Genomic DNA, 22,296 nt, shown 5'->3' on the forward strand with positions numbered 1-22,296 from the left:
TGCTCACTGAAGCTTTAGTTGTTTTGCCTGGCTGGTGCCAGCTTGGCATGGGTGAAACGTATTTGAAACATGCTCTGGCCTCATCGTCGGCAACAAAAAAGGCCCCGAAGGGCCCTTTCGCTACCGCGCTTCCTGGGCTTATTGACCCGGGATGTCCTTGCGCAGTTTCACTGGATCGTGCTCCTTGCCCTTCTTGCGTGCCATCGCCGTGCGCATGCGGATGTTGATCGCCTCCACCGCCAGCGAGAAAGCCATAGCGAAGTAGACGTAGCCTTTCGGCACATGCACATCGAAAGATTCGGCGATCAGCACGGTGCCTACGACGATCAGGAACGAAAGCGCGAGCATCTTCAGCGATGGGTGCTTGTCGATGAAATCGCTGATGGTGCCGGCGCAGAGCATCATCACCAGTACCGCGACGATGATCGCGGCGATCATCACCGGCACGTGGGAGACCATGCCCACCGCGGTGATCACCGAGTCCAGCGAGAACACGATGTCGATGATGGCAATCTGGATGATGGTGTAGAAGAACTTGCCACCTGCCCCTTTCGGCTCGTCGGGGTTCTCGTCCTCGCCTTCCAGGCCGTGGTAGATCTCCTGAGAGCTTTTCCACAGGAGGAACAGGCCGCCGAAGAACAGGATCAGGTCGCGCCCGGAGATACCCTCGCCCAGTACATGGAACAGGTCGTCGGTCAGGCGCATGACCCAGGTGATCGACAGCAGCAGCATGATCCGCGTGACCATGGCCAGGGCCAGGCCGAAGATCCGCGTGCGTGGTTGCATGTGCTTGGGCATGCGGCTGACCAGGATCGAGATCATGATGATGTTGTCGATCCCGAGCACGATCTCAAGCGCGGTGAGGGTAAAAAAGGCAACCCAGATTTCCGGGCTGGTCAGCCATTCCATGTGTATTCCTTCGAGCGGTAAAGGCAAAGCGCCCTGGTGACGGGCGCTTTGCGGTTGGATGAGGCGCTTGTATTACAGACTGCTGAACAGCGGGAAAGTCCCCAGCGCCAGCGCGCCGGCCATTATGCACAGGCATACCAGCACTGCCCACTTGAGGGTGAAGCGCTGGTGATCGCCGAACTCGATGCCGGCCAGGGCCACCAGCAGGTAGGTGGAGGGTACCAGCGGGCTGAGCAGGTGTACCGGTTGCCCGACGATCGACGCACGGGCCATTTCCACCGGGGTGACGCCGTAATGGCTGGCGAACTCCGAGAGTACCGGCAGCACGCCGTAGTAGAAGGCGTCGTTGGACATGAAGAAGGTGAACGGCATGCTGACCAGGGCGGTGATCACCGCCATGTAGGGGCCGAACGCTTCCGGGATTACCGCCAGCAGGCTCTTGGACATGGCATCGACCATGCCGGTACCCGACAGGATGCCGGTGAAAATGCCCGCGGCGAAGATCAGCCCGCTCACGGCCAGCACGCTGGAGGCGTGGGCGGCGATGCGGTCCTTCTGCTGCTGCAGGCACGGGTAGTTGACGATCATGGCGATGCTGAAGGCGATCATGAACAGCACCGGCAGTGGCAGCACGCCGGCGATCAGCGCGACCATCAGCGCGGCGGTCAGGGCGCCGTTGAACCACAGCAGCTTGGGCCTGCGGGCTTCCGGGAACTGCGACACGCTGATTTCGCTGTGGTCGAGGTCGTCGGTCGGCAGGTGCAGTTCACCGAGGCGGGCACGTTCACGCAGGCCATACCAGTAGGCGATGGCCAGGATCGCCACCACGCCGAATGCCATGGCCGGAATCATCGGCACGAAGATGTCCGAAGGGTCAACGTGCAAGGCGCTGGCGGCGCGCGCCGTCGGCCCTCCCCATGGGGTCATGTTCATCACCCCGCCGGCGAGGATGATCAGGCCAGCCATGATTCGCGGGCTCATCCCCAGGCGGCTGTACATCGGCAGCATGGCGGCGCAGCAGATCATGTAGGTGGTGGCGCCGTCCCCGTCCAGGGACACCACCAGGGCCAGCACCGCGGTGCCGATCGAGACTTTCAGCGGGTCGCCCTTGACCAGCTTGAGGATCTTGCGCACGGCCGGGTCGAACAGGCCGGAGTCGATCATCAGGGCGAAGTAGAGAATGGCGAACATCAGCATCACGCCAGTGGGCGCGAGCTTGCTGATGCCCTGCAGCATCATCGGGCCGATGTCGCTGTAGAAGCCGCCGAACAGGGCGAACAAAATCGGTACCAGGATCAGCGCGATCAAGGCCGACAGGCGCTTGGTCATTATCAGGTACATGAAGGTGATGACCATGGCGAAGCCGAGGAAGGTCAGCATGGCGGTACTCCAGGCGTGGCGCGGCGAAAGGAAGGACGATTCGGGCGGATCAGCGCGTCAGGCGCTGCGCGAGGAGCTGGCGGAGGGGGACTGCGAAAAGGCGGGCACAGGAAAACATCAGAATCACCATTGTTGTTGTTGATTGGGCCGGGGCGCGGAAGTTTCCGGGTGCCCTGGCTGGCCGGTCTGCTGCCGGTGGTGGCGCTATCCTATGTGGGCAAGCTTTCAGCCAGCTTTCGGCTGGTGCCAGGCGACGGGAGGTCGTTTCGATGGTGGATGTCGAAGAAGGCGGGTGCCATTGCGGTGCCCTGCGTTATCGCTTGTCGGGCGCCCTGGGCGATGTCGCCCATTGCCATTGCTCGATCTGCCGGCGGGTCAGCGGGGGCATTCTGGTAACCTGGGTCACCCTGCCCTTCAAGGCTTTCCAGTGGCTGGCGGGCTCACCGCAGCGCTACATGGCGCCGGAAACCTGCAGTCGGTACTTCTGTGGCAGTTGCGGGGCGCACGTGGCACTGGTGACGGCCCATAGCCCGGATTCGATCGACGTAACCGTGGCGACGCTGGATCACCCGGAGCGGGTGCCGGCCAATCGGCATATCTGGGTGGGGAGCCGCTTGCCGTGGTTGCAGGTGGATCAAGGGTTGCCGGAGGAAGACGAGGAAAACCTGTAGGGCATTGTGCTGCCTCTTCTGGCCCTATCGCCATGTACTAGGGCAGCTGCAACCCCCCGGCCGCCTTGTGCAACGCCCGAAGGTGCTCGCCCACCTGCTTGATATTGGCCTCCACGGCTTTGATCTCCCTGCCCCGCTCGGGCCCCAGCAGCGCCCTCACCTGCTGGTCGAGGTCGGTACTCAGGCGCAGCAGCTGCGCCTGGCGCTCGCTGCTCACCTGCTCCAGTTGCTTGCGCTCGTCCGGCTGCGGCAGGCCGTAGCCCCCTGCCCCGAGCAACTCCGCCGGGCGGCTGAGGAAGCCGCTGTTGGCCAGCATCGCCTGCAAGGTTTCGTTGGCTTTGTCGAAGCTGCCGTCCTTGAGCGCCCGCCCGTTCAGGTAGCGTTGCTTGACCTCATCCTGGGCCAGCAGCAGCTGGCGCCGTAGCCCGGCCTGTTCGAGCAGCAGCAAGGCCGCGCTGGTGCGCAGGTCGGCGCGGTCGAACCACTGGCGGCGCTGCTCGGCGTCCAGCGCCAACCAGCCTTCCACCGTCGTCTGTTTGATTGGTAGCTGCTTGCGCAGTACCTCGAACATCGCCTGGTAGCGGTCGCGGTAAGAGTCGAAGCGATAGCCCAGGCGCAGCGCTTCGCGTGGGTCGTCGAGCACGCTGGTATCAGCCAGTCCCCTGCCCTTCATGACCTCGAGCAGCCCGTTGGGCATGATGCTGTCCAGGTCGTTCAGGCGTGCATTACCGGTGCCGCTGCGCAGCAGCTTGAGCGACTCCACGGCGCAGTTGTTGGACAGGAAGTAGTAGTTGCCGTCGTAGCTCCAGTGCATCTCCGCGGCCTGGCGCACCAGGTTTTCGATCTCGGCGCGGCTGAGCCTGAGCGGCACCGAGGCCAGGCTGCGCAGCTCGGTCTTGGTGTACTCGTCGATCACCTGCCCCAACGGCAGCACGAACAGCCTCGACGGGTAGGCGCCGACCAGGCCGTCCCAGCTGGACAGCTGCACATCGTTGACGAAGGCGCGGTATGACAGCACCAGGCTCTGGTCGAGGTCCAGGCGACAGGCCGGCCCGCGTGGGCGACCCGGGGCGCAGATCACCAGGCGCAGCATGCTGTGGCCCCAGCGGCTGACCCAATTCTGGTTGGCTTCGGCCAGCAGGTAGTCGACCTCGTAGACCCGCTCCGGGTCGATCTCACCCAAGGGTTGGCGGGCGAAGTCGTTGCCGGCGTTGAGGAACGGCAGGCCCTTGGCGCAGGCATCTTGTTGCGGCGCCCAGTCGAAGTGGTCGCGCAGGTACTGGTTCAGCGCCGGGCGGCGACAGGCGTAGCTGGGGTCGAGGAGGAAGTACTCCATGTTGACCGCGACAAACTCCTTCGGGCTGCTCAGCTCGTAGGGATCCGGGCTGCGCACCAGCTGGCCATTGTGCTGCTCGCGCTCGCCGCGCCGGCCGACGTACTGCGGCCAGCCGGCCAGGTCCAGCAGGCGCGGGTCGTCGCTCAAGGTGAAGCGGCGTTCGGCCTGGCCGCGACAGTCCTGCGGCAGGCCGACCTTGCCAAGCGCGCCCTGCTGGCGCTTGCAGCGGCTGATCAGCTGGCGTTCGGCCTGCGGCCACAGGCGGGCGCGGTCATAGATATGGGTCAGCTCGTGGAGCACGGTGGCGAGCAGTTCTTCGCGGACCGTGCCATGGGGGCGGTTGGTCTTCTCGCGGGCGGCGCTGCCGTCTACGAGGCCCGGCAGCAGGCGCCGGTTGAGATCAAGGCTGGCGACCGGCGAAGCCTGGCCGTAGGCATCCTCGGGCATGCGCGAGGTCCAGCTGACCAGGATCTGCCGGTCGAGCTGCTGCTTGAAACGCGGTGGCAGCTTCGCCATGGCTTCGTCGAGCAGCAGTTGGCTGGCCTGCTGTTGCGAAGGGTCGAGGCCGTCGGTCTGCAGCACCAGCTGCAGATCGGCCAGGGCGGGCGTGCCAAGCAGCGTCAGGGCGCAGCCCAGCAGCCAGGCACGCATGCGCTTCACAGGGCGAGGATGGCTTCGGCCAGTACCTGGTCGCTGGCGTCGCGGGCTTCGGGCACGCGGGCGCGCAGGGTGTCGAAGGCGGCTTCGAGCTGCGCGCCGCGGATGTCGCCATTGCTGGCTACGAAGCTGGCGGCGTCGTCGTGGGCTTCACGCACCAATTTCGAATCACGGATCGAGGTGGTGGTGTCGGAGGTGAAGTCGATCGACCGGCCAAAGGCGCGGACGATGATATTGCTGGTGGCCACCAGGGTGTGTGCCTGGGCCAAGTCGGCTAGCAGCAGCATACCGAGGGTGGCGGCGATCAGCGGTTTACGCATGGAGCATCTCCGGAAATACAAGGGAGCGGGTGTAGTTATTGGACGAGTATCGCCTCGGCCAGTTCACGGTCGCCGACAGAGTATCGGGCGCAGCCGTGGCGCAGGGCGTCGAACGCCGCCTCGAGGCGCGCGCCACGGATCAGGCCGTCGCTGGCGACGAACACGGCGGCATCGTCACGGGCCGCGACGATCCGTTTGCGGTCGAAGGGGGCGGCCGTCACCTGGCTGGTGACGTAGCCCGTGATGACCAGGCTCTGGGTGGTGGCATCCATCGCATGGGCGCTGTTCATACAGGTCAGGGCGACAAGGGAAAGCAATAGGTAACGCATGGGCTTTGAAGTGGCGATTGTCTCGGGCTGCGAAGGCTACCCCGGATGCACGGTTCGGGGCCAGTGAATCCGGGGCAAGGGCAGGGTCAGATGGCGAGGATGGCGCGGGCCAGCTGCGCATCGCTGGCTTGCAGGGCCGGCAGCTGCTGGCGGATGTGCACGAATGCGCTTTCCAGCTTGGCGCCGCGGATGGCGCCATCGCTACCGACGAAGCTGGCGGCATCGTCACGGGCGGCCTTGACGATCTTGTCGTCGCGGAACGAGGAGGAGATATCGGACGTGGCGTCGGTCGAGGCGGCTACGGCGCCGACGACGGCGTCGGTGGTGACGACGAAGCTGGTGGCGTTTGCGGCACCGGCGAGGGACAGCAGCAAGGCGGCGCCAATCAGGTGATAACGGGGCATGTTGGTGGACTCCTGCACAGGGTCAAGGGTGGTTCTGGTTATCGGACGCTCGCTTGGCTCGTCACGGTACTTTATATGCCAGGCGCGTAAGACAAGCGTAACACGCGGCGGTTCTGACGCCTGGGCGCGAAAAACAGATCAAATCGTAACTGTATCTATAGAATTTGAGTTCTATAAAACTGTTACGCTTGCGTGCACAAGTGCTCTACTGCGCGGCTTAAAACAAAAAACCCGCCGCAGTTGCCTGCGGCGGGTTCTTGAGAATTCACGGTGCCGGCCTGGGCCGGCGGCCGGCGCTTAGCGCCAGAAAGGCTTGCTCAGCTCTTCGTAGCGCTGCGACTCGCTGATACCGGCATCGGCCAGCAGGCGGGAGTCCAGGCGCGCCAGCTGGCGGCGGCTGGCCATGCGGCGCTGCCACAGTACCAGGGTGGACAGGACGCGCAGCGGCAGGGCGGCGTTGGAAGCTTGGGCGTTTTCAAAAACCAGGTCGGAACTGAGGGTACGTTCCATGATGTGTCATCCTTCCGCTTGTGGCGGCATTAGGGAGTGATTTAACTGGTGCCCATCTTCCTCCTCTCTCGTCCAGAACAGTAGGTACAGTTCAGGTGTATTGTGATGGGCCAGTTAACTGTTGAAAGCGACTGTTGCACCGGTTATTGAGGGAACTGTACTGGTGCGCACTTTTTTGGTGCGGTTTTGTGGTGTCGGCAGGGAAATGGTCGGCAGGAAGTGAGGTATATAGCAGTACAGTAGTACAGTTTTTGATGGGTGCTGGGTTCAAAGTGTTCAGCGATACAGTTGCGGCGCTTGTGATATCGAGCGCCGCCCGCGCGGCTATGGCGCGCGCAGCGGCTTCGGGTGTATCAGACCGACAATGCTGCCCGCCGTGCACGCTCAGCCTTGCCCAGCAGCCGCTTCATCCGCCATTCGAAGCCGAACGTCAGCGCCACCGCCGCGCAGGCCAGACCCAGGGCCAGCCCCCACCAGATACCCTGTGCACCGCCACCGAAGGTGAAGGCGAATAGCCAGGCACTTGGCGCACCCACAAGCCAGTAGCACACCAGGCCAATCAGGAACGTGGTCTTGGCGTCCTTCAGCCCGCGGATCGAACCCATGGCAATGGTCTGCACGCCATCGAACAGTTCGAACCACGCCGCCACCATCACCAATTGCACTGCCAGCATGAAGATAGCGGCGAAGGCCGGGTCGTTGCGGTCGATGAACAGCCCGACCAGGGCATCCGGCAGCAACCAGAACAGTGCGGCGAAGGCGAACATCAGCGATGCGCCAAAGCCAATGCCCACGCGCCCGGCGCTACGGGCCGCCAGCAAGTTGCCGGCGCCGTAGTAAAGGCCAACGCGCATGGTCACCGCATAGGAAAGGCCCGTCGGCACCATGAATGCGGTGGAGACGATCTGCAGGGCGATCTGGTGCGCCGCCAGCTCCGTGCTGCCAAGCACGCCCATGCACAGGGCGGCAAAGGCGAACAAGCCCACTTCGACCATATAGGTGCCGCCGATCGGCAGGCCCAGCCGCCACAGCTCGCGCAGTGCCGGCAGGGAAGGGCGCAGCAGGCCCTTGCGCAGCGGGTAGGCGGCATAGGCCTTGTGCAAGCGGATATAAAGTGCGAGCGCGATAGCCATGCCCAGGGTCACCACCGCCGTGACCAGGCCGATCCCCATCAGGCCCAGCTTGGGCAGGCCGAACATGCCCTCGATCAGGGCGTGGTTGAACAGGTAGTTGAACACCGTGCCCACCAGGCTGATGACCATCACCGGTGTGGAGTGGCCCAGGGCGCTGGTAAAACCGCGCAGGGCCATGAACGTCATGTAGCCGGGCAGGGCAAGCGGCAGCAGGGTCAGCAACTGCATCGCCGAGTCGACGTTCTCCGGTTTCTGGCCGAACAGCAGTAGCACCGGCTTGAGGTTCCACATCACCAGCGCCGAGACCAGCGCCAGGCCCCAGGCCAGCCACAGGCCGCTCTGCGCCAGGCGGGTGACGCCCTCGATGTCGTTGGCGCCCTTGCGGATGGCCACCAGCGTGCCGACCGCGGCGATCACGCCCAGGCAGAAGATCGACACGAACGAATAGCTTGCCGCGCCCAGGCCGCCACCGGCCAGGGCCTGCGGGCTGATGCGGGCCATCATCAGGGTGTCGGTGAGCACCATTAGCATGTGCGCCAACTGCGAGGCGATCAGCGGCCCGGCCAGGCGCAGCAAAGCCTTGAGTTCGGTGGTGGGCGCGACGTGCATGGGGGCGGTCCTTGTTGGTGATTCTGGAAGCGAGCCGTCGATTCTGAGGCTTCGGTCAGCTTTGCACAAAAGGATAAATGCGATCAGTGTCATGAGTATGGCTCATGCCTGTATGATCCTCTGCACCGGCCCAGCTCCCGTATGACAGGTGCATCATGATCCGCCAACTGCCTCCGCTCTATGCGCTGCGCGCATTTGAAGCCGCTGCTCGGCTGAGCTCGTTTACCCGTGCCGGCGAAGAGCTGGCGATTACCCAGAGCGCGGTCAGCCGGCATATCCGCACCCTGGAGGAGCATTTCGCCTGCCGCCTGTTCGTGCGCAATGGTCGCAGCCTGCAGCTGACCGAAGCCGCGCGCATGTTGCTGCCCGGTGTGCGTGATGGTTTTGCTTCCCTGGAGCGGGCCTGCGAAACCTTGCGCGGTGAAGATGACATCCTGCGCATGAAAGCCCCCTCGACCCTGACCATGCGCTGGCTGCTGGCGCGCCTGAGTCGCTTCCGCCATCTGCAGCCGGGCAACGAGGTGCAACTGACCAGCGCCTGGATGGATGTCGACCATGTCGACTTCAACCAGGAGCCGTTCGACTGCGCGGTGCTGCTCAGTGATGGCAGCTTCCCGGCGGACTGGGAAGTGCGCCGGTTGTTTTCCGAGTTGCTGATTCCGGTGGGTGCTCCGGACCTGCTTGATGAAGCGCCCTGGGACGAACGGCGCCTGGCCGGCATCGAGTTGCTGCACCCCACACCGGACAAGCGCGACTGGCGGGCCTGGCTGGCGCGCATGGGCCTGACCGACAAGGTCTCGCTCAAGGGCGGGCAGGTGTTCGACACCTTGGAGCTGGGCATGATCGCCGCCGCGCGGGGCTACGGGATCTCCATGGGCGACCTGCTGATGGTGGCCGAGGATGTGGCGCAGCGGCGGTTGAGCCTGCCCTGGCCGACCGCGGTGGCCAGTGGCATGGACTACTACCTGGTGTGGCCACGGACCCGGCCGGGCGGGGAGCGCTTGCGCAGGCTCAGCGTATTTCTGCAGGAGGAGGCGGAGGCGATGGATTTGCCGGCTGTGCAGATCCTTTCGCCGCAGGGCTAGCAATGTTCGAAAAGCCACGGAAAGAAAACGTTTGCGAATATCCCGGCCCCACACTCAAGTATTTCCTACAGACGCCGATCAACTTGCACCAGCGTCCCGGAAGAGGACGCGATTCCCCGTTGATAGGAAGCGGGCGGTCAGCGTGATCAGGACGATCCCGGCCTCTTGCCAGGAGCCTTGCCATGTCTCAACCGCGTGCCCGAATCGCCTCGCAGCTCGGGATCGCCCTCGCCATAGTGCTGGCGCTGGTGATCACCGGTAGTACCCTGTTCGCCCTGCGTTCGCTGGACGACGCCAACCTCACCACCCGTCAGGCGCACCTGGCCAGCGAGGCGCGGCTGCTGGCCGACCAGCTCGACACCTTTCATGGCTCGCTCAAGGACAACACCCAGCGTTTGAGCGGCCTGTTCGAGCGCCGGTTCGCCACCGGCCTGGCGCTGCACGCGGGGGAAACGGTCAGCGTCGCAGGCGCCGCGACGCCCGCGTTGTACCTGGGTGATCACCTGCTGAACAACGATTTCCACCAGGTCGACGAGTTCCAGCAGATGACCGCCGGCGTCGCGACCCTGTTCGTGCGCAGCGGCGACGACTTCGTGCGCATCAGCACCAGCCTGACCAAGCAGGACGGCAGCCGCGCCATCGGCACCCAGCTCGACCGCCAGCATCCGGCCTATCCGAAACTGATGGCCGGGCAGACCTACGTCGGCCGCGCCGTGTTGTTCGACCGCAACTACATGACCCGCTACGTGCCGGTGCGCGATGGCAGTGGCCGGGTGATCGCGGTGCTGTTCGTCGGCTTCGACTACACCGACGCGCAGAATGCCCAGTTCGCCAACCTCAAGCGTTTCCGCATTGGCCAGACCGGCTCGCTGGCGTTGCTGGACGAGCAGGGCAAGTGGCTGGTGCCACCGGCCGAGGTGCGTGACGGCGAGGCGGCGGCCCAGGCGATCAAGGCGATCACGCCGGGGGCAGGGCGGTTCTGGAGCAGTGCCGGCGAGCAACTGTTCAGTGTCACCGAGCCGTTCGCCGAAGGCCCTTGGACCGTGGTGGCAAGCATGCCCGAGGGCGAAATCCGCGAAGTGACCTGGAGCGTCGGCCTGCGCCTGGCCATTGGCAGCCTGCTGGCGATGTTGCTGGCCGTGGCCGCGACTCTCTGGCTGCTGCGCCGCAAACTGCGCCCGCTCGGCGACCTGGTGCGCCAGGCAGAGGCTCTGGGTGCCGGCGACCTCAACGCCCGCCTGAGCGTCACCAGCCATGACGAGATCGGCCAGCTCGCCCGCAGCTTCAACCAGATGGGCGATGCGCTGGCGACCATGGTCGAGCATATCCGCAGCGCCTCCGACCAGGTCAGTGGCCGCGCCCGCTCGCTGTCGGGTCTGTCGTCCGGCGCCTGCGAGGGCATGGACCAGCAGTCCGGCGAGATCACCAGCATGGCCGGCGCGGTGGAGGAGTTCAGCGCCACCTCGATGAACATTGCCGACAACATGGCCGGGACCGAGCGCATGGCCCGCGACAACGCCCAACAGACCCGAATCGGTCGCAGCGCCATGGACGAAGCCTCGGTTTCCCTGCGGCAGATCGCCGAAGCACTGGGTGGAACCGCCAGTGTGATGGACACCTTGGGCGCTCGCTCGCAGGAGATCGGCGGCATAGTCGGCGTGATCACCTCGATTGCCGAGCAGACCAACCTGCTGGCGCTTAATGCCGCCATCGAAGCGGCCAGGGCTGGCGAGCAGGGCCGGGGTTTCGCCGTGGTCGCCGACGAGGTGCGCGGCCTGGCCGCGCGCACCCGCCAGGCCACCGACGAGATCTCGGGCATGATCGCCAGCATCCAGCAGCAGACCGGCCATGCCATCAGCACGCTGGAGCAGGGTAACCAGCTGATGCAGGAAGGCCTGGCGCGCAACGACAAGGTGGCCGAAGCCCTGGCGCGCATCGACGAGCAGAGCCGGGTCGCGGGCGAGCAGTTCGCGGTGATCAGCACCGCGACCCAGGAGCAGAGCAGCACCGCGACGGTGCTCAGCCGCAATCTGCAAAGCATCGCCCAGGCCAACAGCGAGCAGCGAGATGTGGCCAATGAGCTGGCCACGACGGCCCGCGAACTGGAAGGTCTGGCGGGGCAGTTGCGCCAGGAAGTGGATCGGTTCCGAGTGGGCCGCTAAGACTTACGCGGCAAGCCTGCTCCCACCGACCCTGTGGGAACGGGCTTGCCCGCGATGACGTTTATAGCGCCGACAGCCCCAACGCCTGCGCACACGCCTGCAACGACCTACGCTCGCTTTGCGCATACAGCGCCAATTCATCCTGCACCTTCAGCCCCAGCGCCTGCTCGAAGGCCTCGCGGTTGGCATTGCTGCCGTAGTCGGCCTGGCCATCATCCCCCAGGTTGGACTGGAAGATCCCCGCCGCACTCACCGGCAGGAAGTCTTCGTACACCAGCGCCTCGTAATGCACATGCCCGGCGTCGATCAGCCCTTGCAGGGTAGTGGGGCGGCCGGGCTGCCCGCGCGCCGCCAGCCCCTTGTCGGTGGCGAAATAGCGGAAGTAGGCCAGCCCTTGTTCGCGCATCTGCCCCAGGTCGTCCGGAAATTCGGCGAAATGCTCGGCGAGCAGGGTCATGTAGCGTTCGGCATTGGCCTCGGCCGGCGCGCCGCCGAGGGCCGCGCGGGTCGCGTCCAGCAGACGGTCGTACAGCTGGCGCCCCTTGGGTGTCAGCGCCGCGCCGCGTTGTTCGATCTCGCCGAAGCGCGCCGTGTGGCTGCCCTGGGCATCGCTGAAAGCGACCTTTTCCTGCAGGGCCTTGAAGCTGGTCTGGCGCAGCAGGATCGGCTGGCGACGGGTGGGCGGCCCCTCGACCACGGCCTTGGGTGGGATGCCCTTGGCCGGCATGCCGAGCTGGATGGCGTCGATGTCCAGGGTGCGCGGGGTCAGGTGGTTGATGTGGGGGCCTTTGAACGCCACCACATCAGCGATCAGGCGGTGTTGGTCGTGCAGTTGCTGGTACTGCTCGGCAGTGACGGTGGCGTCCTGGTGCCAGCGGAATGTGTGCAGCGCTTCCTGGACGAAGGTCTCGGCATCGCTCGCGTTCAGGCCACCATCGCGTTCGCATTGGACGATCAGTTCCAGCACACGGGAGGTGAAGATCTGCCGCTTGTCGAGAATGCCCTGGGCCAGTTTGCGCAGTTGCGGGTTGTGGATAAGTTCCAGGCGCAGCAGCGAAGTGAACACCCGAAACGGGCTGACATGCAGCGACTGCTCATGCACGGCGCGGAACGCGGTGGAATGTACCGGTACGCCGGCCGAGCTCAGGTCGTAGTAGCCGACCGGCGCCATGCCCATGACCGCGAACAGCCGGGCGATGGTGGCGAGCTCCTCGGCGGTGCCCACGCGGATGGCGCCATGGCGCTCCTGGTCGAGGCGTTCGATCTCGCCGGTCCAGCGCAGGGCCTCAGCCACCTTGGGCTGCGCGGCCATGACCTGCCGGTTGGTTTCGCTCACCAGTTCAAGCAGCGTGCCGTACAGGGGGACTTCCTGCTTGTACATGAGCGACATGGCGGCAGAGAACTGCGCACGGATGCTGTCGGGGCTGACGAAATCGTGGGCGGGCATCGCAAGCTTCCTGGGTGAGTGGAGGACACTTACATGAAAGCTGGGAATGGAGATGCCGTACAAGCGAAAAAAAGTGCGGGTTTCATTCCTTTTTTGATCGACCTTGACGACTCCATAGCGGGGCAAGCCCGCTCTCACGATGGCGTCAGTGTTCGCGCCGCTGGATCTGCTCGGCAACCCACTCCACCAACGCCCGCACCTTGGGCACTTCCGCCGCATGTTCGGCATACGCCAGGTAATGCGCGCCATTGCTTTTCATCGCATGGTCCCAGGCCAGCACCAGGGCGCCCTCGGCCAGCTCTTTGGCCACCAGGTAACTGGGCACCAATGCCACCCCGCAGCCGGCCTGCGCCGCGCTCAACGCCATGTAGAAGGTATCGAAGCGCGGCCCATGATAGCTGTTGTCGGTATGCAGCCCTTGCTCCAGGAACCATTCGTGCCATGCCTGCGGTCGCGAGGTGCTCTGCAGCAGCACCAGCTCCGCCACCGCGCCGGCGTCAGGCAGCGTGCGCCCTTGCAACAGCTCCGGCGCGCACACCGGCACCACTTCTTCGCCGAACAGCTCGATGCAGGTCGCCCCGGGCCAGGTGCCTTGGCCATAGAAGAACACCACGTCGGCCGAGCCCTGCAGCAGGGCGAAAGGTTCCATCTCGTTGCGGATGTCCAGGTGCAGGTTGGGGTGGCGCTTGCCGAAGCCCTTGAGGTGCGGGATCAGCCAGCGCACGCCGAAACTCGGTTGAGTGGCTACCTTCAATACTTCGGTCTGCGAGCCGTAGCTCAGGACATAGCGGCTGGACATATCCACCTGGGTGAGGATCTTGTTCACCTCGGCCAGGTACAGGCTGCCGGCCGGCGTCAGTTGCAGGCGGCGGCGGATGCGCAGGAACAGGTGATGGCGCAGCATCTCCTCTAGCTGCGCCACTTGCTTGCTCACCGCGCTCTGCGTCAGGTGCAGTTCCTCGGCGGCGCGGGTGAAGCTCAGGTGACGGGCTGCGGCCTCGAAGCACTGCAGGGCGGTCATGGACGGTACCAGGCGTTTGGACATAAGCGGTCTCGGCGGCTGAAATCATTACCTGGTGGAATGATATGCGGAATAAAGGTCGTTTGTTGCACCCGAGTAATCGGATTAATACTGACCCACGACATTTTCAACCCCTTCACCCGATGTAAGGAGAAGCACGATGGTTGCTGGATTGCTCGAGCGCCTTGGCGTTGCCGCCGCGGCTCACACCCAGGGCGATTACCCTGTCCATACCCCCATCGACGGCAGCCAGATCGCCTCGGTGAAGTTGCTCGGCAAGGCCGACACCGTTGCCCGCATCGACCAGGCGCAACAGGCCTTCGAAGCCTGGCGCAGCGTGCCGGCCCCTCGTCGTGGCGAGCTGGTGCGCCTGTTCGGCGAGGTGCTGCGCGAGCACAAGGCCGACCTCGGCGAGCTGGTGTCCATCGAAGCAGGCAAGATCACCCAGGAAGGCCTGGGCGAAGTGCAGGAAATGATCGATATCTGCGACTTCGCCGTCGGCCTGTCGCGCCAGCTGTACGGCCTGACCATCGCCTCCGAACGTCCGGGCCACCATATGCGCGAAACCTGGCACCCGCTGGGCGTGGTCGGGGTGATCAGCGCCTTCAACTTCCCGGTGGCGGTGTGGGCGTGGAATACCGCGCTGGCGCTGGTGGCGGGTAACGCGGTGGTGTGGAAGCCGTCCGAGAAGACCCCGCTCACCGCGTTGGCGTGCCAGGCGCTGTTCGACAAAGCGCTGAAAGCCTTCGGCGATGCCCCTGCAGGCATAGCGCAACTGGTGATCGGTGGCCGTGACGCCGGCGAAGCTCTGGTCGACGATTCACGCGTGGCCTTGGTCAGTGCCACCGGCAGCACCCGCATGGGCCGCGAAGTGGGCCCCCGTGTGGCGGCGCGTTTCGGCCGCAGCATCCTCGAACTGGGTGGCAACAACGCGATGATCCTGGCTCCGAGCGCTGACCTCGACCTGGCCGTGCGCGGCATCCTGTTCTCTGCCGTGGGCACCGCTGGCCAGCGCTGCACCACCCTGCGCCGGCTGATCGTGCACCGTTCGATCAAGGACGACGTGGTCGCCCGTGTCAAAGCCGCCTACGGCAAGGTGCGCATCGGTGACCCGCGCAAGGACAACCTGGTCGGCCCGCTGATCGACAAGCAGTCGTTCGATGCCATGCAGGGCGCGCTGGCCAAGGCCCGCGACGAAGGTGGGCAGGTATTCGGTGGCGAGCGCCAGCTCGCCGAGCAGTACCCGAACGCCTACTACGTGTCGCCGGCCATTGCCGAGATGCCGGCCCAGAGCGAGGTGGTGCGCCACGAGACCTTCGCGCCGATCCTCTACGTGCTGGCCTACGACGACTTCGAAGAGGCCCTGCGCCTGAACAACGAAGTGCCGCAAGGCCTGTCGTCGTGCATCTTCACCACCGACCTGCGCGAGGCCGAACGTTTCCAGAGCGCCGCGGGCAGCGACTGCGGCATCGCCAACGTCAACATCGGCACCAGCGGCGCGGAGATCGGCGGGGCGTTCGGTGGCGAGAAGGAAACCGGCGGTGGCCGTGAGTCTGGTTCGGATGCCTGGAAAGGCTACATGCGTCGCCAGACCAACACCGTGAACTACTCTCGCGAATTGCCGCTGGCGCAAGGGATCGTGTTCGACTGATGATCGTCGCGGGGGCTTTGCCCCAGTTTCGCCGGCAAGCCGGCTCCCACAGCGACCGCGTCGATCTCTGTGGGAGCCGGCTTGTCGTGGCGACGAACCGCGACGATGGGCCGCAACAAGAATAAAATTTGCTGGAGCCGATCATGTCCGAACTGCGTCAAGAATGCTTGTGGGAACACGTCACCCAGCCGACCGTTGCCGCCCAGGCCCTGGCCGGCCAGCACAAGGCCGATGTCTGCGTGATCGGCGGCGGCATCACCGGCCTGTCGGCGGCCATCCATCTGCTGGAGCAGGGCAAGTCGGTGATCCTGCTGGAGGCCTGGAAGATCGGCCATGGCGGCTCCGGGCGCAACGTCGGCCTGGTCAACGCCGGCACCTGGATCCGCCCCGACGACGTCGAGGCCACCCTCGGGCACAAGCAGGGCGGACGCCTGAACAAGGTGCTCGGCGATGCGCCGGGCGAAGTGTTCGCCATGATCGAGCGCCTGGGTATCGACTGCCAGGCCCGGCACCAGGGCACGCTGCACATGGCACACAATGCCACCGGCATCGCCGACCTCGAAGCCCGCCACCAGCAGTGGACCCGGCGCGGCGCCGACGTCGAGCTGCTGACCGGCGCGCAATGCCAGGAATACTGCGGTACCGACAAGATTTCCGCCGCGCTGCTCGACCGCCGCGCCGGCACCATCAACCCCATGGGTTACACCCAGGGCCTGGCCGCTGCCGTGACCCGGCTGGGCGGCAAGCTGTTCCAGCAGTCCGCGGTCGAAGGCCTGGCGCGCGATGGCGATGCCTGGCGGGTGCGCACAGCACAGGGCGCAGTGCGTGCCGACAAGGTGGTGATCTCCACCGGTGCCTACACCGAAGGCGATTGGAGCAACCTGCAGAAGCACTTCTTCCGCGGCTACTACTACCAGGTCGCTTCCAAGCCGTTGCACGGCGCCGCCGCCGACCAGGTCCTGCCCCATGGCCAAGGCTCGTGGGACACCCGCACGGTGCTCAGCAGCATCCGCCGCGACGAACAGGGCCGGCTGCTGCTCGGCAGCCTCGGCCGGGTCGACAACAAGCCAGCCTGGTTCGTGCGCAGCTGGGCCGACCGCATCCAGAGCCACTACTACCCGGCGCTGGGCAAGGTCGAATGGGAGATGCACTGGACCGGCTGCATCGACTTCACTCCGGACCACCTGATGCGCCTGTTCGAACCGGCGCCGGGGCTGGTGGCGGTCACCGGCTACAACGGGCGGGGCAACACCACCGGGACGGTGATCGGCCGGGCCTTTGCGGAATTTCTGCTCAAGGATGACCCGGACAGCCTGCCGATTCCGTTCTCGCCGATGAGGCCGGTGAGCGCGCCATCGTTGCGCACGGCGTTCTACGAGTCGGGGTTCTCGCTGTATCACGCCGGGCAGTGCCTGCGGGTGGTGCTGTAATTCCTGTTCCGGCCTCATCGCCGGCAAATCGCGGCGGCGAACCGCAGCTCCCACAGGCTTTTCCACGTGCCCTGTGGGAGCCGGCTTGCCGGCGATAGGGCCCGTGCGGGCGACGAAGCTAGGTCATTTGTGTAACCAGCTGAGGAACCCACCCTTCTTCACAACCGCCGGTTTCTGCAACAACAGCGACTCGCGCTTCTGCCGCCGAAACCGCTGCAGTTTGGTCAGTGCCGACTTCACATCGCCGCTTTCGGCCAGACACCCACGCACCTGTTCCTTGTCGATGCGATACAGCATGCAGCCACTCAAGGCGCGAAACTCGACAGGCGAGGCTTCGTCATCCACCAGGCCCTCGAGCCCGAGCACCTCGCCGGGCCCCATGCGGCCACCCTCGATAAGCCGCTCGCCATCGCGAACCGACGCCAGCACCACGCCGCGGCTGATCAGCAGCACATGCTCCGAGCGCTCGTCGATGTCGAGGATCACCTGGTCAGCGAGGTATTCCACCGTGGTCATGCGCTGGCTCAGGGCGTCGCGCTCTTCGTTGCTCAGCGAACGGAACACCCGCACTTCGTCCAGCAGCTCGCGCTGGCGGCTGCGCACCGGGGCGCCCAGCTCGGTGTTCCAGGTCACGCCGCTGGCTTCCAGGTGGCGGTGGGCGAGGTCGAACAACTGGTTGCGCACTTCGGTCTTGCGCGACATCTCGGCGATGAAGCCGCTGGCCTCGTACTCCACTGACTCCAGTGTCGAAGCCTTTACCGTGACCTTGGGCGCCGGCTTGTCCAGCAGGATGCTGGTGCCTTGCAGGGTTTTCTCCAGCGCGTCGAACACCCGTTGCGGGCGTACCTTGGCCGGCACCACCACGCTGATCGACACCCCGTGCACCTCGGCCGGGCGGCTGAAGTTGAGGATCTTGGCCTTGGCCGCCACCGAGTTGGGGATCACCGCCAGGCTGCTGTTGCCAGTGATCAGCCGGGTGGCCCGCCAGTCGATATCGACCACCTTGCCCTCGGTGCCGTCGATGGAGATCGCGTCGCCGATCTGGTAGGGCCGCGTGGTGTTCAGCACGATCCCCGAGAATACGTCGGCCAGGGTGCTCTGCAGCGCCAGGCCGATGACGATGGCCATGACCCCTGAGGTGGCCAGCAGCCCCTTGACCGGCAGTTGCATCACATAGGCCGCCGCCGCCACCACCGCAGCGAGGAAGATCAACGCCCCCAGCACATCCTGCAGCAGGCGCCCACCGTGACTGCCGCGGGCCACCAGCAATTGGCCGAACACCACGGTCACCGTGCGCGCGCCAAACAGCCACCAGCCGATCGCCAGCACCGTGGCCATCAGGTTGCGTGACACGTCGTCGGCCCAGGGTGGCGGTTGCAGCGGGCTCATGCCGGCCGTCAGCAACACCGCGCTGAACAACAGGAAGATCACCAGCCGCGTGGCGATGCGCCAGACCCTGTGCTGCAGCGGGATCAGCTGCCAGAGCAACAAGTCGAAGAAGATCAGCAAGGTGCCGAGCAACAGCGGGTACGACTGGATGAACGCCAGCATGGTGGTCTCGGTGCAGGGGAGGGCTGTGGGTAGTAATAGAGCAGGTTGGGGTGGCGGGCAATGACTGGATGCGACTTGCCCCGCGATAAGGCCAGAACAGGCAATGCCAATCTATCGTTCGTAAAATAGAACGCTAAAGCCAAATTTCACTATCTACCGCCAAAAAGGTCCTGGTTTTAATCTTCTCCCATCAACGCGAAACACCTAAACCACTGAAGATCGAAACCCAAGGAGAACCGGCAATGAACAACTTCAAATACAACCGCCTGAACAAAGACGACGCCGCCGTACTGCTGGTCGACCACCAGGCCGGCCTGCTGTCCCTGGTCCGCGACATCGAGCCGGACCGCTTCAAGAACAACGTACTGGCCCTGGCCGACCTGGCCAAGTACTTCAACCTGCCGACCATCCTCACCACCAGCTTCGAGCAAGGCCCCAACGGCCCGCTGGTGCCGGAACTCAAAGAGCTGTTCCCGGATGCCCCGTACATTGCCCGCCCCGGCCAGATCAACGCCTGGGACAACGAAGATTTCGTCAAGGCAGTGAAGGCCACCGGCAAGAAGCAGCTGATCATTGCCGGCGTGGTGACCGAAGTGTGCGTGGCCTTCCCGGCCCTGGCGGCCCTTGAAGAAGAGTTCGATGTGTTCGTGGTCACCGACGCCTCCGGCACCTTCAACGAAATGACCCGCGACGCTGCCCACGACCGCATGAGCCAGGCCGGTGCCCAGCTGATGACCTGGTTCGGCGTGGCCTGTGAGCTGCACCGCGACTGGCGCAACGATGTCGAAGGGCTGGCGGCGCTGTTCTCCAACCACATCCCTGATTACCGCAACCTGATCACCAGCTACAACGCCCTGACCGCCGGCAAGTAAGCCGCTCCGCCAGGCACCGGCCCGGTGCCTGGCCCCACCCCTTTCAGGTACGCCGCGATGAACGACAGCACCGTGGTCACGCTGGTCATCCAGCACAAGGTCCGCGCCGAAGCCCTGGCACGCTATGAAACCTGGCTGCGCCACACCGTCGGCGTGGCCCGTCGGCAACCGGGCCATCTGGACGTCAACGTGATTCGCCCTGACGACGGTGGTCGCCAGTTCACCACCGTGGTGCGCTTTGCCGAGGCCAGCCAGCTGCAGGCCTGGGTCGACTCCACCGAGCGCCAAGCGCTGGTGGCCGAAGTGCTGCCGCTGCTGGAGGAGGGCGATCAGACCCAGGTGCATGACGATCCGGAGTTCTGGTTCACCCCAAGCGCTACAGGCGCTTCGCAGCCACCGCGTTGGAAGCAGGCTGTGCTCACTTACCTGGTGATCTGCCCGATGACCCTGGTCATTCCGCAATTACTGGCGCCGCTGTTTGCCCGCTATCCGCTGTTGGGTGGCCAGATCACCGGCAACTTGATCACCAACCTGTTCGTCATCCTGCCCGTGGTGTTCTACATCATGCCTTGGGTGACCCGCCGCTGTGCCGGCTGGCTGCGCCGCTGAGCACCCGCCGTGATCCATTGCTAGGGTTTGTACGAAAAGTCGCCGAGCGGCGATCAGGTAAGGCGAAAACAGGCGAGGAAGCGGAGTTTGCTGGTTGCAAATGAGCATTCCGAGCCTGTTTTCAACGCCGCATGATCGTCGCGCAGGCACTTTTCGTACAAAGCCTAGCCTTCAACCGCCTGCCGATCACCCACCCGGACGGAAAGCACCATGAGTCAGGACCCTACCGACCAGAGCCGCCGCAAGTTCCTCGCCACCAGCACCGTGCTCGGTGCCGCCGGCGCGCTGTGGAGCGCATTGCCGTTCACCGATTCCGCCCATGCCGCCCTTTCAGGAGATCCCATGAACGCCGACCTCATCTTGTTCAATGGCAAGTTGCACACCGTTGACCGCGAGAAACCCACCGCCAGCGCCGTCGCCATCAAGGACGGCAAGTTCCTCGCAGTGGGCAGCGATGCCGAAGCCATGGCCCACAAGGGCGCCGCTACTCAGATCATCGACCTCAAACAGCGCACGGTCATCCCGGGCCTGAACGACTCGCACCTGCACCTGATCCGCGGCGGCCTGAACTACAACCTCGAACTGCGATGGGAAGGCGTACCGTCCCTGGCCGACGCCCTGCGCATGCTCAAGGACCAGGCCGAGCGCACGCCGAGCCCGCAGTGGGTGCGCGTGGTTGGTGGCTGGAACGAATTCCAGTTCGCCGAAAAGCGCATGCCCAGCTTGCAAGAGATCAACCAGGCCGCGCCGGACACCCCGGTATTCCTGCTGCACCTGTACGATCGCGCCTTGCTCAACCGCGCCGCGCTCAAGGCCGTGGGCTACACCAAGGACACGCCGAATCCGCCGGGTGGCGAGATCCAGCGTGACAAGTTCGGCAACCCCACCGGCATGCTCATCGCAAGGCCCAATGCCACGATCCTCTACGCCACCCTGGCCAAGGGGCCGAAGCTGCCATTGGAGTACCAGGTCAACTCCACTCGCCAGTTCATGCGCGAGCTCAACCGCCTCGGCCTGACCAGCGCCATCGATGCCGGCGGCGGCTACCAGAACTACCCGGACGACTACCAGGTGATCCAGGAACTGGCCGACAACGACCAGCTGACCGTGCGCATTGCCTACAACCTGTTCACCCAGAAGCCCAAGGAAGAGCTCACCGACTTCAAGAACTGGACGCAGAAGGTCAAACCGGGCGACGGCAGCGACTTCTTCCGCCACAACGGTGCCGGCGAGATGCTGGTGTTCTCCGCCGCCGACTTCGAGGACTTCCTCGAGCCGCGCCCGGACCTGCCGCAGACCATGGAGCAGGAGCTGGAGCCGGTGGTGCGCCACCTGGTCGAGCAGCGCTGGCCGTTCCGCCTGCACGCCACCTACGACGAGTCGATCTCGCGCATGCTCGACGTGTTCGAGAAGGTCAACCGCGACATTCCGTTCAATGGCCTGCCATGGTTCTTCGATCATGCCGAGACCATCACCCCGCAGAACATCGAGCGGGTGCGGGCGCTGGGCGGGGGCATCGCCATCCAGGACCGCATGGCCTTCCAGGGTGAATACTTCGTCGATCGCTACGGCGCCAAGGCCGCCGAGCACACCCCACCGATCAAGCGCATGCTCGACATGGGCGTGCCGGTGGGTGCCGGTACCGACGCGACCCGGGTGTCCAGCTACAACCCGTGGACGTCGCTGTACTGGATGGTCAGCGGCAAGACTGTCGGTGGCCTGGAGCTGTACCCGGAGGGCTTGAGCCGCGAGACCGCGCTGCAGCTGTTCACCCACGGCAGCGCCTGGTTCTCCAGCGAGCAGGGCAAGAAGGGGCAGATCAAGGTCGGCCAGCTGGCGGACCTGGCGGCGTTGTCGTTGGACTTCTTCAGCGTCGATGAAGAGGCGATCAAGGGCATCGAGTCGGTGCTCACTGTTGTCGACGGCAAGGTGGTGTACGGCGCCGCCGAGTTCAACACGCTGGGCCCGGCGCAGGTGCCGGTGTTGCCCGAGTGGTCGCCGGTGGCCAAGGTCCCGGGGCACTGGCGCGCCGGGGCACCGATGGCGGCGGCCTTGCACCAGTGCGTGGGGCCGTGCGGGGTGCATGCTCACAGCCATGAGAAAGCGCGGCACTCCAGTGTGCCGGTGAGCGATTACCAGGGCTTCTGGGGCGCATTGGGCTGTTCCTGCTTCGCCTTCTGATGGCCTGATCGCGGAGCAGGTCGGGTCGC

The 22,296-nt window shown here is 64.9% G+C and carries 19 protein-coding genes and 1 pseudogene; 9 read left to right on the top strand and 11 right to left on the bottom strand.

Going from position 1 to position 22,296, the window contains the following annotated elements:
- Window positions 1-138: 138 nt before the first annotated feature.
- Together LU688_RS00520 and LU688_RS00525 are read right to left on the bottom strand one after the other, a co-directional pair.
- Window positions 139-909 carry a TerC family protein gene (locus LU688_RS00520; protein WP_023629725.1) on the bottom strand — a complete coding sequence of 257 codons (771 nt, stop codon included), beginning with the start codon at window positions 907-909 and terminating at the stop codon, window positions 139-141.
- 72 nt (window positions 910-981) lie between these two features.
- The gene (locus LU688_RS00525) at window positions 982-2,289 is read right to left on the bottom strand and encodes a CitMHS family transporter (RefSeq protein ID WP_094010781.1); all 1,308 of its coding nucleotides are present in this window, start codon (window positions 2,287-2,289) and stop codon (window positions 982-984) included.
- 269 nt (window positions 2,290-2,558) lie between these two features.
- On the opposite strand from LU688_RS00525, the gene LU688_RS00530 reads away from it, so the two are divergent.
- Window positions 2,559-2,960: a GFA family protein gene (locus tag LU688_RS00530; RefSeq protein ID WP_094010780.1), complete on the top strand. Its 402-nt coding sequence runs from the start codon at window positions 2,559-2,561 to the stop codon at window positions 2,958-2,960.
- A 37-nt stretch (window positions 2,961-2,997) separates the two neighbouring features.
- Here LU688_RS00530 and LU688_RS00535 read toward each other — a convergent pair whose 3' ends face one another.
- The 6 genes from LU688_RS00535 to LU688_RS00560 all read right to left on the bottom strand — a co-directional run bounded on the left by LU688_RS00535 (window position 2,998) and on the right by LU688_RS00560 (window position 8,258).
- A complete protein-coding gene (locus LU688_RS00535) occupies window positions 2,998-4,956 on the bottom strand; it encodes a DUF7844 domain-containing protein (RefSeq protein ID WP_094010779.1) in 1,959 nt (652 codons plus the stop codon).
- A complete protein-coding gene (locus LU688_RS00540) occupies window positions 4,953-5,273 on the bottom strand; it encodes a DUF2388 domain-containing protein (RefSeq protein ID WP_038707122.1) in 321 nt (106 codons plus the stop codon). Before LU688_RS00540 ends, LU688_RS00535 begins: the two co-directional genes overlap by 4 nt.
- A 35-nt stretch (window positions 5,274-5,308) precedes the next feature.
- The gene (locus LU688_RS00545) at window positions 5,309-5,602 is read right to left on the bottom strand and encodes a DUF2388 domain-containing protein (protein ID WP_094010778.1); all 294 of its coding nucleotides are present in this window, start codon (window positions 5,600-5,602) and stop codon (window positions 5,309-5,311) included.
- An 86-nt stretch (window positions 5,603-5,688) separates the two neighbouring features.
- Complete coding sequence (locus LU688_RS00550) at window positions 5,689-6,006, bottom strand: DUF2388 domain-containing protein (RefSeq protein ID WP_023631742.1); 318 nt, start codon at window positions 6,004-6,006, stop codon at window positions 5,689-5,691.
- 297 nt (window positions 6,007-6,303) lie between these two features.
- Complete coding sequence (locus tag LU688_RS00555; protein ID WP_011531561.1) at window positions 6,304-6,516, bottom strand: DUF1127 domain-containing protein; 213 nt, start codon at window positions 6,514-6,516, stop codon at window positions 6,304-6,306.
- 353 nt (window positions 6,517-6,869) lie between these two features.
- Window positions 6,870-8,258 carry a NorM family multidrug efflux MATE transporter gene (locus LU688_RS00560; RefSeq protein ID WP_094010777.1) on the bottom strand — a complete coding sequence of 463 codons (1,389 nt, stop codon included), beginning with the start codon at window positions 8,256-8,258 and terminating at the stop codon, window positions 6,870-6,872.
- A gap of 155 nt (window positions 8,259-8,413) precedes the next feature.
- Here LU688_RS00560 and LU688_RS00565 point away from each other — a divergent pair, with 155 nt between their 5' ends.
- The 3 genes and pseudogenes from LU688_RS00565 (at window position 8,414) to LU688_RS27810 (ending at window position 11,505) form a co-directional block, all read left to right on the top strand.
- Window positions 8,414-9,343, top strand: a complete 930-nt coding sequence (locus tag LU688_RS00565; protein WP_038707125.1) for a LysR substrate-binding domain-containing protein — start codon at window positions 8,414-8,416, stop codon at window positions 9,341-9,343.
- 182 nt (window positions 9,344-9,525) lie between these two features.
- Window positions 9,526-10,638 (top strand): annotated as a pseudogene (locus LU688_RS27805) (Cache 3/Cache 2 fusion domain-containing protein); the annotation flags it as partial.
- A 135-nt stretch (window positions 10,639-10,773) separates the two neighbouring features.
- Complete coding sequence (locus tag LU688_RS27810) at window positions 10,774-11,505, top strand: methyl-accepting chemotaxis protein (RefSeq protein ID WP_371041516.1); 732 nt, start codon at window positions 10,774-10,776, stop codon at window positions 11,503-11,505.
- 61 nt (window positions 11,506-11,566) lie between these two features.
- Here the strand turns inward: LU688_RS27810 and hglS are convergent, their stop codons facing one another.
- A complete protein-coding gene (hglS, locus tag LU688_RS00575) occupies window positions 11,567-12,952 on the bottom strand; it encodes a 2-oxoadipate dioxygenase/decarboxylase HglS (protein ID WP_094010775.1) in 1,386 nt (461 codons plus the stop codon).
- Between the two features lie 145 nt (window positions 12,953-13,097).
- The gene (locus tag LU688_RS00580) at window positions 13,098-13,997 is read right to left on the bottom strand and encodes a LysR family transcriptional regulator (protein WP_094010774.1); all 900 of its coding nucleotides are present in this window, start codon (window positions 13,995-13,997) and stop codon (window positions 13,098-13,100) included.
- Window positions 13,998-14,133: 136 nt separating this feature from the next.
- On the opposite strand from LU688_RS00580, the gene amaB reads away from it, so the two are divergent.
- Entirely contained in the window at window positions 14,134-15,624 is a 1,491-nt protein-coding gene (amaB, locus tag LU688_RS00585) for an L-piperidine-6-carboxylate dehydrogenase (protein ID WP_094010773.1), read from the top strand.
- Between the two features lie 143 nt (window positions 15,625-15,767).
- Window positions 15,768-17,054, top strand: a complete 1,287-nt coding sequence (gene amaA, locus LU688_RS00590; RefSeq protein WP_094011054.1) for an L-pipecolate oxidase — start codon at window positions 15,768-15,770, stop codon at window positions 17,052-17,054.
- 123 nt (window positions 17,055-17,177) lie between these two features.
- Here amaA and LU688_RS00595 read toward each other — a convergent pair whose 3' ends face one another.
- Window positions 17,178-18,605: a mechanosensitive ion channel domain-containing protein gene (locus LU688_RS00595; protein WP_094010772.1), complete on the bottom strand. Its 1,428-nt coding sequence runs from the start codon at window positions 18,603-18,605 to the stop codon at window positions 17,178-17,180.
- A 242-nt stretch (window positions 18,606-18,847) separates the two neighbouring features.
- Between LU688_RS00595 and ycaC the strand changes: the two genes are divergently transcribed.
- The 3 genes from ycaC to LU688_RS00610 all read left to right on the top strand — a co-directional run bounded on the left by ycaC (window position 18,848) and on the right by LU688_RS00610 (window position 22,267).
- Entirely contained in the window at window positions 18,848-19,477 is a 630-nt protein-coding gene (gene ycaC, locus LU688_RS00600) for an isochorismate family cysteine hydrolase YcaC (RefSeq protein WP_046853656.1), read from the top strand.
- Between the two features lie 57 nt (window positions 19,478-19,534).
- Complete coding sequence (locus tag LU688_RS00605) at window positions 19,535-20,086, top strand: antibiotic biosynthesis monooxygenase (protein WP_038707131.1); 552 nt, start codon at window positions 19,535-19,537, stop codon at window positions 20,084-20,086.
- Window positions 20,087-20,296: 210 nt separating this feature from the next.
- Window positions 20,297-22,267, top strand: coding sequence for an amidohydrolase (locus LU688_RS00610; protein ID WP_143067534.1), 1,971 nt, complete (start codon window positions 20,297-20,299; stop codon window positions 22,265-22,267).
- The last annotated feature ends 29 nt before the right edge of the window (window positions 22,268-22,296 follow it).

This window comes from Pseudomonas soli (assembly GCF_021283165.2).
In the GTDB taxonomy this organism is placed as follows: domain Bacteria; phylum Pseudomonadota; class Gammaproteobacteria; order Pseudomonadales; family Pseudomonadaceae; genus Aquipseudomonas; species Aquipseudomonas soli.

What these genes read in the sequence shown, in the direction of transcription:
- LU688_RS00520 (WP_023629725.1), bottom strand. Translation starts at nt 909, where the DNA reads ATGGAATGGCTGACCAGCCCGGAAATCTGGGTTGCCTTTTTTACCCTC.
- LU688_RS00525 (WP_094010781.1), bottom strand. Translation starts at nt 2,289, where the DNA reads ATGCTGACCTTCCTCGGCTTCGCCATGGTCATCACCTTCATGTACCTG.
- LU688_RS00530 (WP_094010780.1), top strand. Translation starts at nt 2,559, where the DNA reads ATGGTGGATGTCGAAGAAGGCGGGTGCCATTGCGGTGCCCTGCGTTAT.
- LU688_RS00540 (WP_038707122.1), bottom strand. Translation starts at nt 5,273, where the DNA reads ATGCGTAAACCGCTGATCGCCGCCACCCTCGGTATGCTGCTGCTAGCC.
- LU688_RS00545 (WP_094010778.1), bottom strand. Translation starts at nt 5,602, where the DNA reads ATGCGTTACCTATTGCTTTCCCTTGTCGCCCTGACCTGTATGAACAGC.
- LU688_RS00550 (WP_023631742.1), bottom strand. Translation starts at nt 6,006, where the DNA reads ATGCCCCGTTATCACCTGATTGGCGCCGCCTTGCTGCTGTCCCTCGCC.
- LU688_RS00555 (WP_011531561.1), bottom strand. Translation starts at nt 6,516, where the DNA reads ATGGAACGTACCCTCAGTTCCGACCTGGTTTTTGAAAACGCCCAAGCT.
- LU688_RS00560 (WP_094010777.1), bottom strand. Translation starts at nt 8,258, where the DNA reads ATGCACGTCGCGCCCACCACCGAACTCAAGGCTTTGCTGCGCCTGGCC.
- LU688_RS00565 (WP_038707125.1), top strand. Translation starts at nt 8,414, where the DNA reads ATGATCCGCCAACTGCCTCCGCTCTATGCGCTGCGCGCATTTGAAGCC.
- LU688_RS27810 (WP_371041516.1), top strand. Translation starts at nt 10,774, where the DNA reads ATGGCCGGCGCGGTGGAGGAGTTCAGCGCCACCTCGATGAACATTGCC.
- hglS (WP_094010775.1), bottom strand. Translation starts at nt 12,952, where the DNA reads ATGCCCGCCCACGATTTCGTCAGCCCCGACAGCATCCGTGCGCAGTTC.
- LU688_RS00580 (WP_094010774.1), bottom strand. Translation starts at nt 13,997, where the DNA reads ATGTCCAAACGCCTGGTACCGTCCATGACCGCCCTGCAGTGCTTCGAG.
- amaB (WP_094010773.1), top strand. Translation starts at nt 14,134, where the DNA reads ATGGTTGCTGGATTGCTCGAGCGCCTTGGCGTTGCCGCCGCGGCTCAC.
- amaA (WP_094011054.1), top strand. Translation starts at nt 15,768, where the DNA reads ATGTCCGAACTGCGTCAAGAATGCTTGTGGGAACACGTCACCCAGCCG.
- LU688_RS00595 (WP_094010772.1), bottom strand. Translation starts at nt 18,605, where the DNA reads ATGCTGGCGTTCATCCAGTCGTACCCGCTGTTGCTCGGCACCTTGCTG.
- ycaC (WP_046853656.1), top strand. Translation starts at nt 18,848, where the DNA reads ATGAACAACTTCAAATACAACCGCCTGAACAAAGACGACGCCGCCGTA.
- LU688_RS00605 (WP_038707131.1), top strand. Translation starts at nt 19,535, where the DNA reads ATGAACGACAGCACCGTGGTCACGCTGGTCATCCAGCACAAGGTCCGC.
- LU688_RS00610 (WP_143067534.1), top strand. Translation starts at nt 20,297, where the DNA reads ATGAGTCAGGACCCTACCGACCAGAGCCGCCGCAAGTTCCTCGCCACC.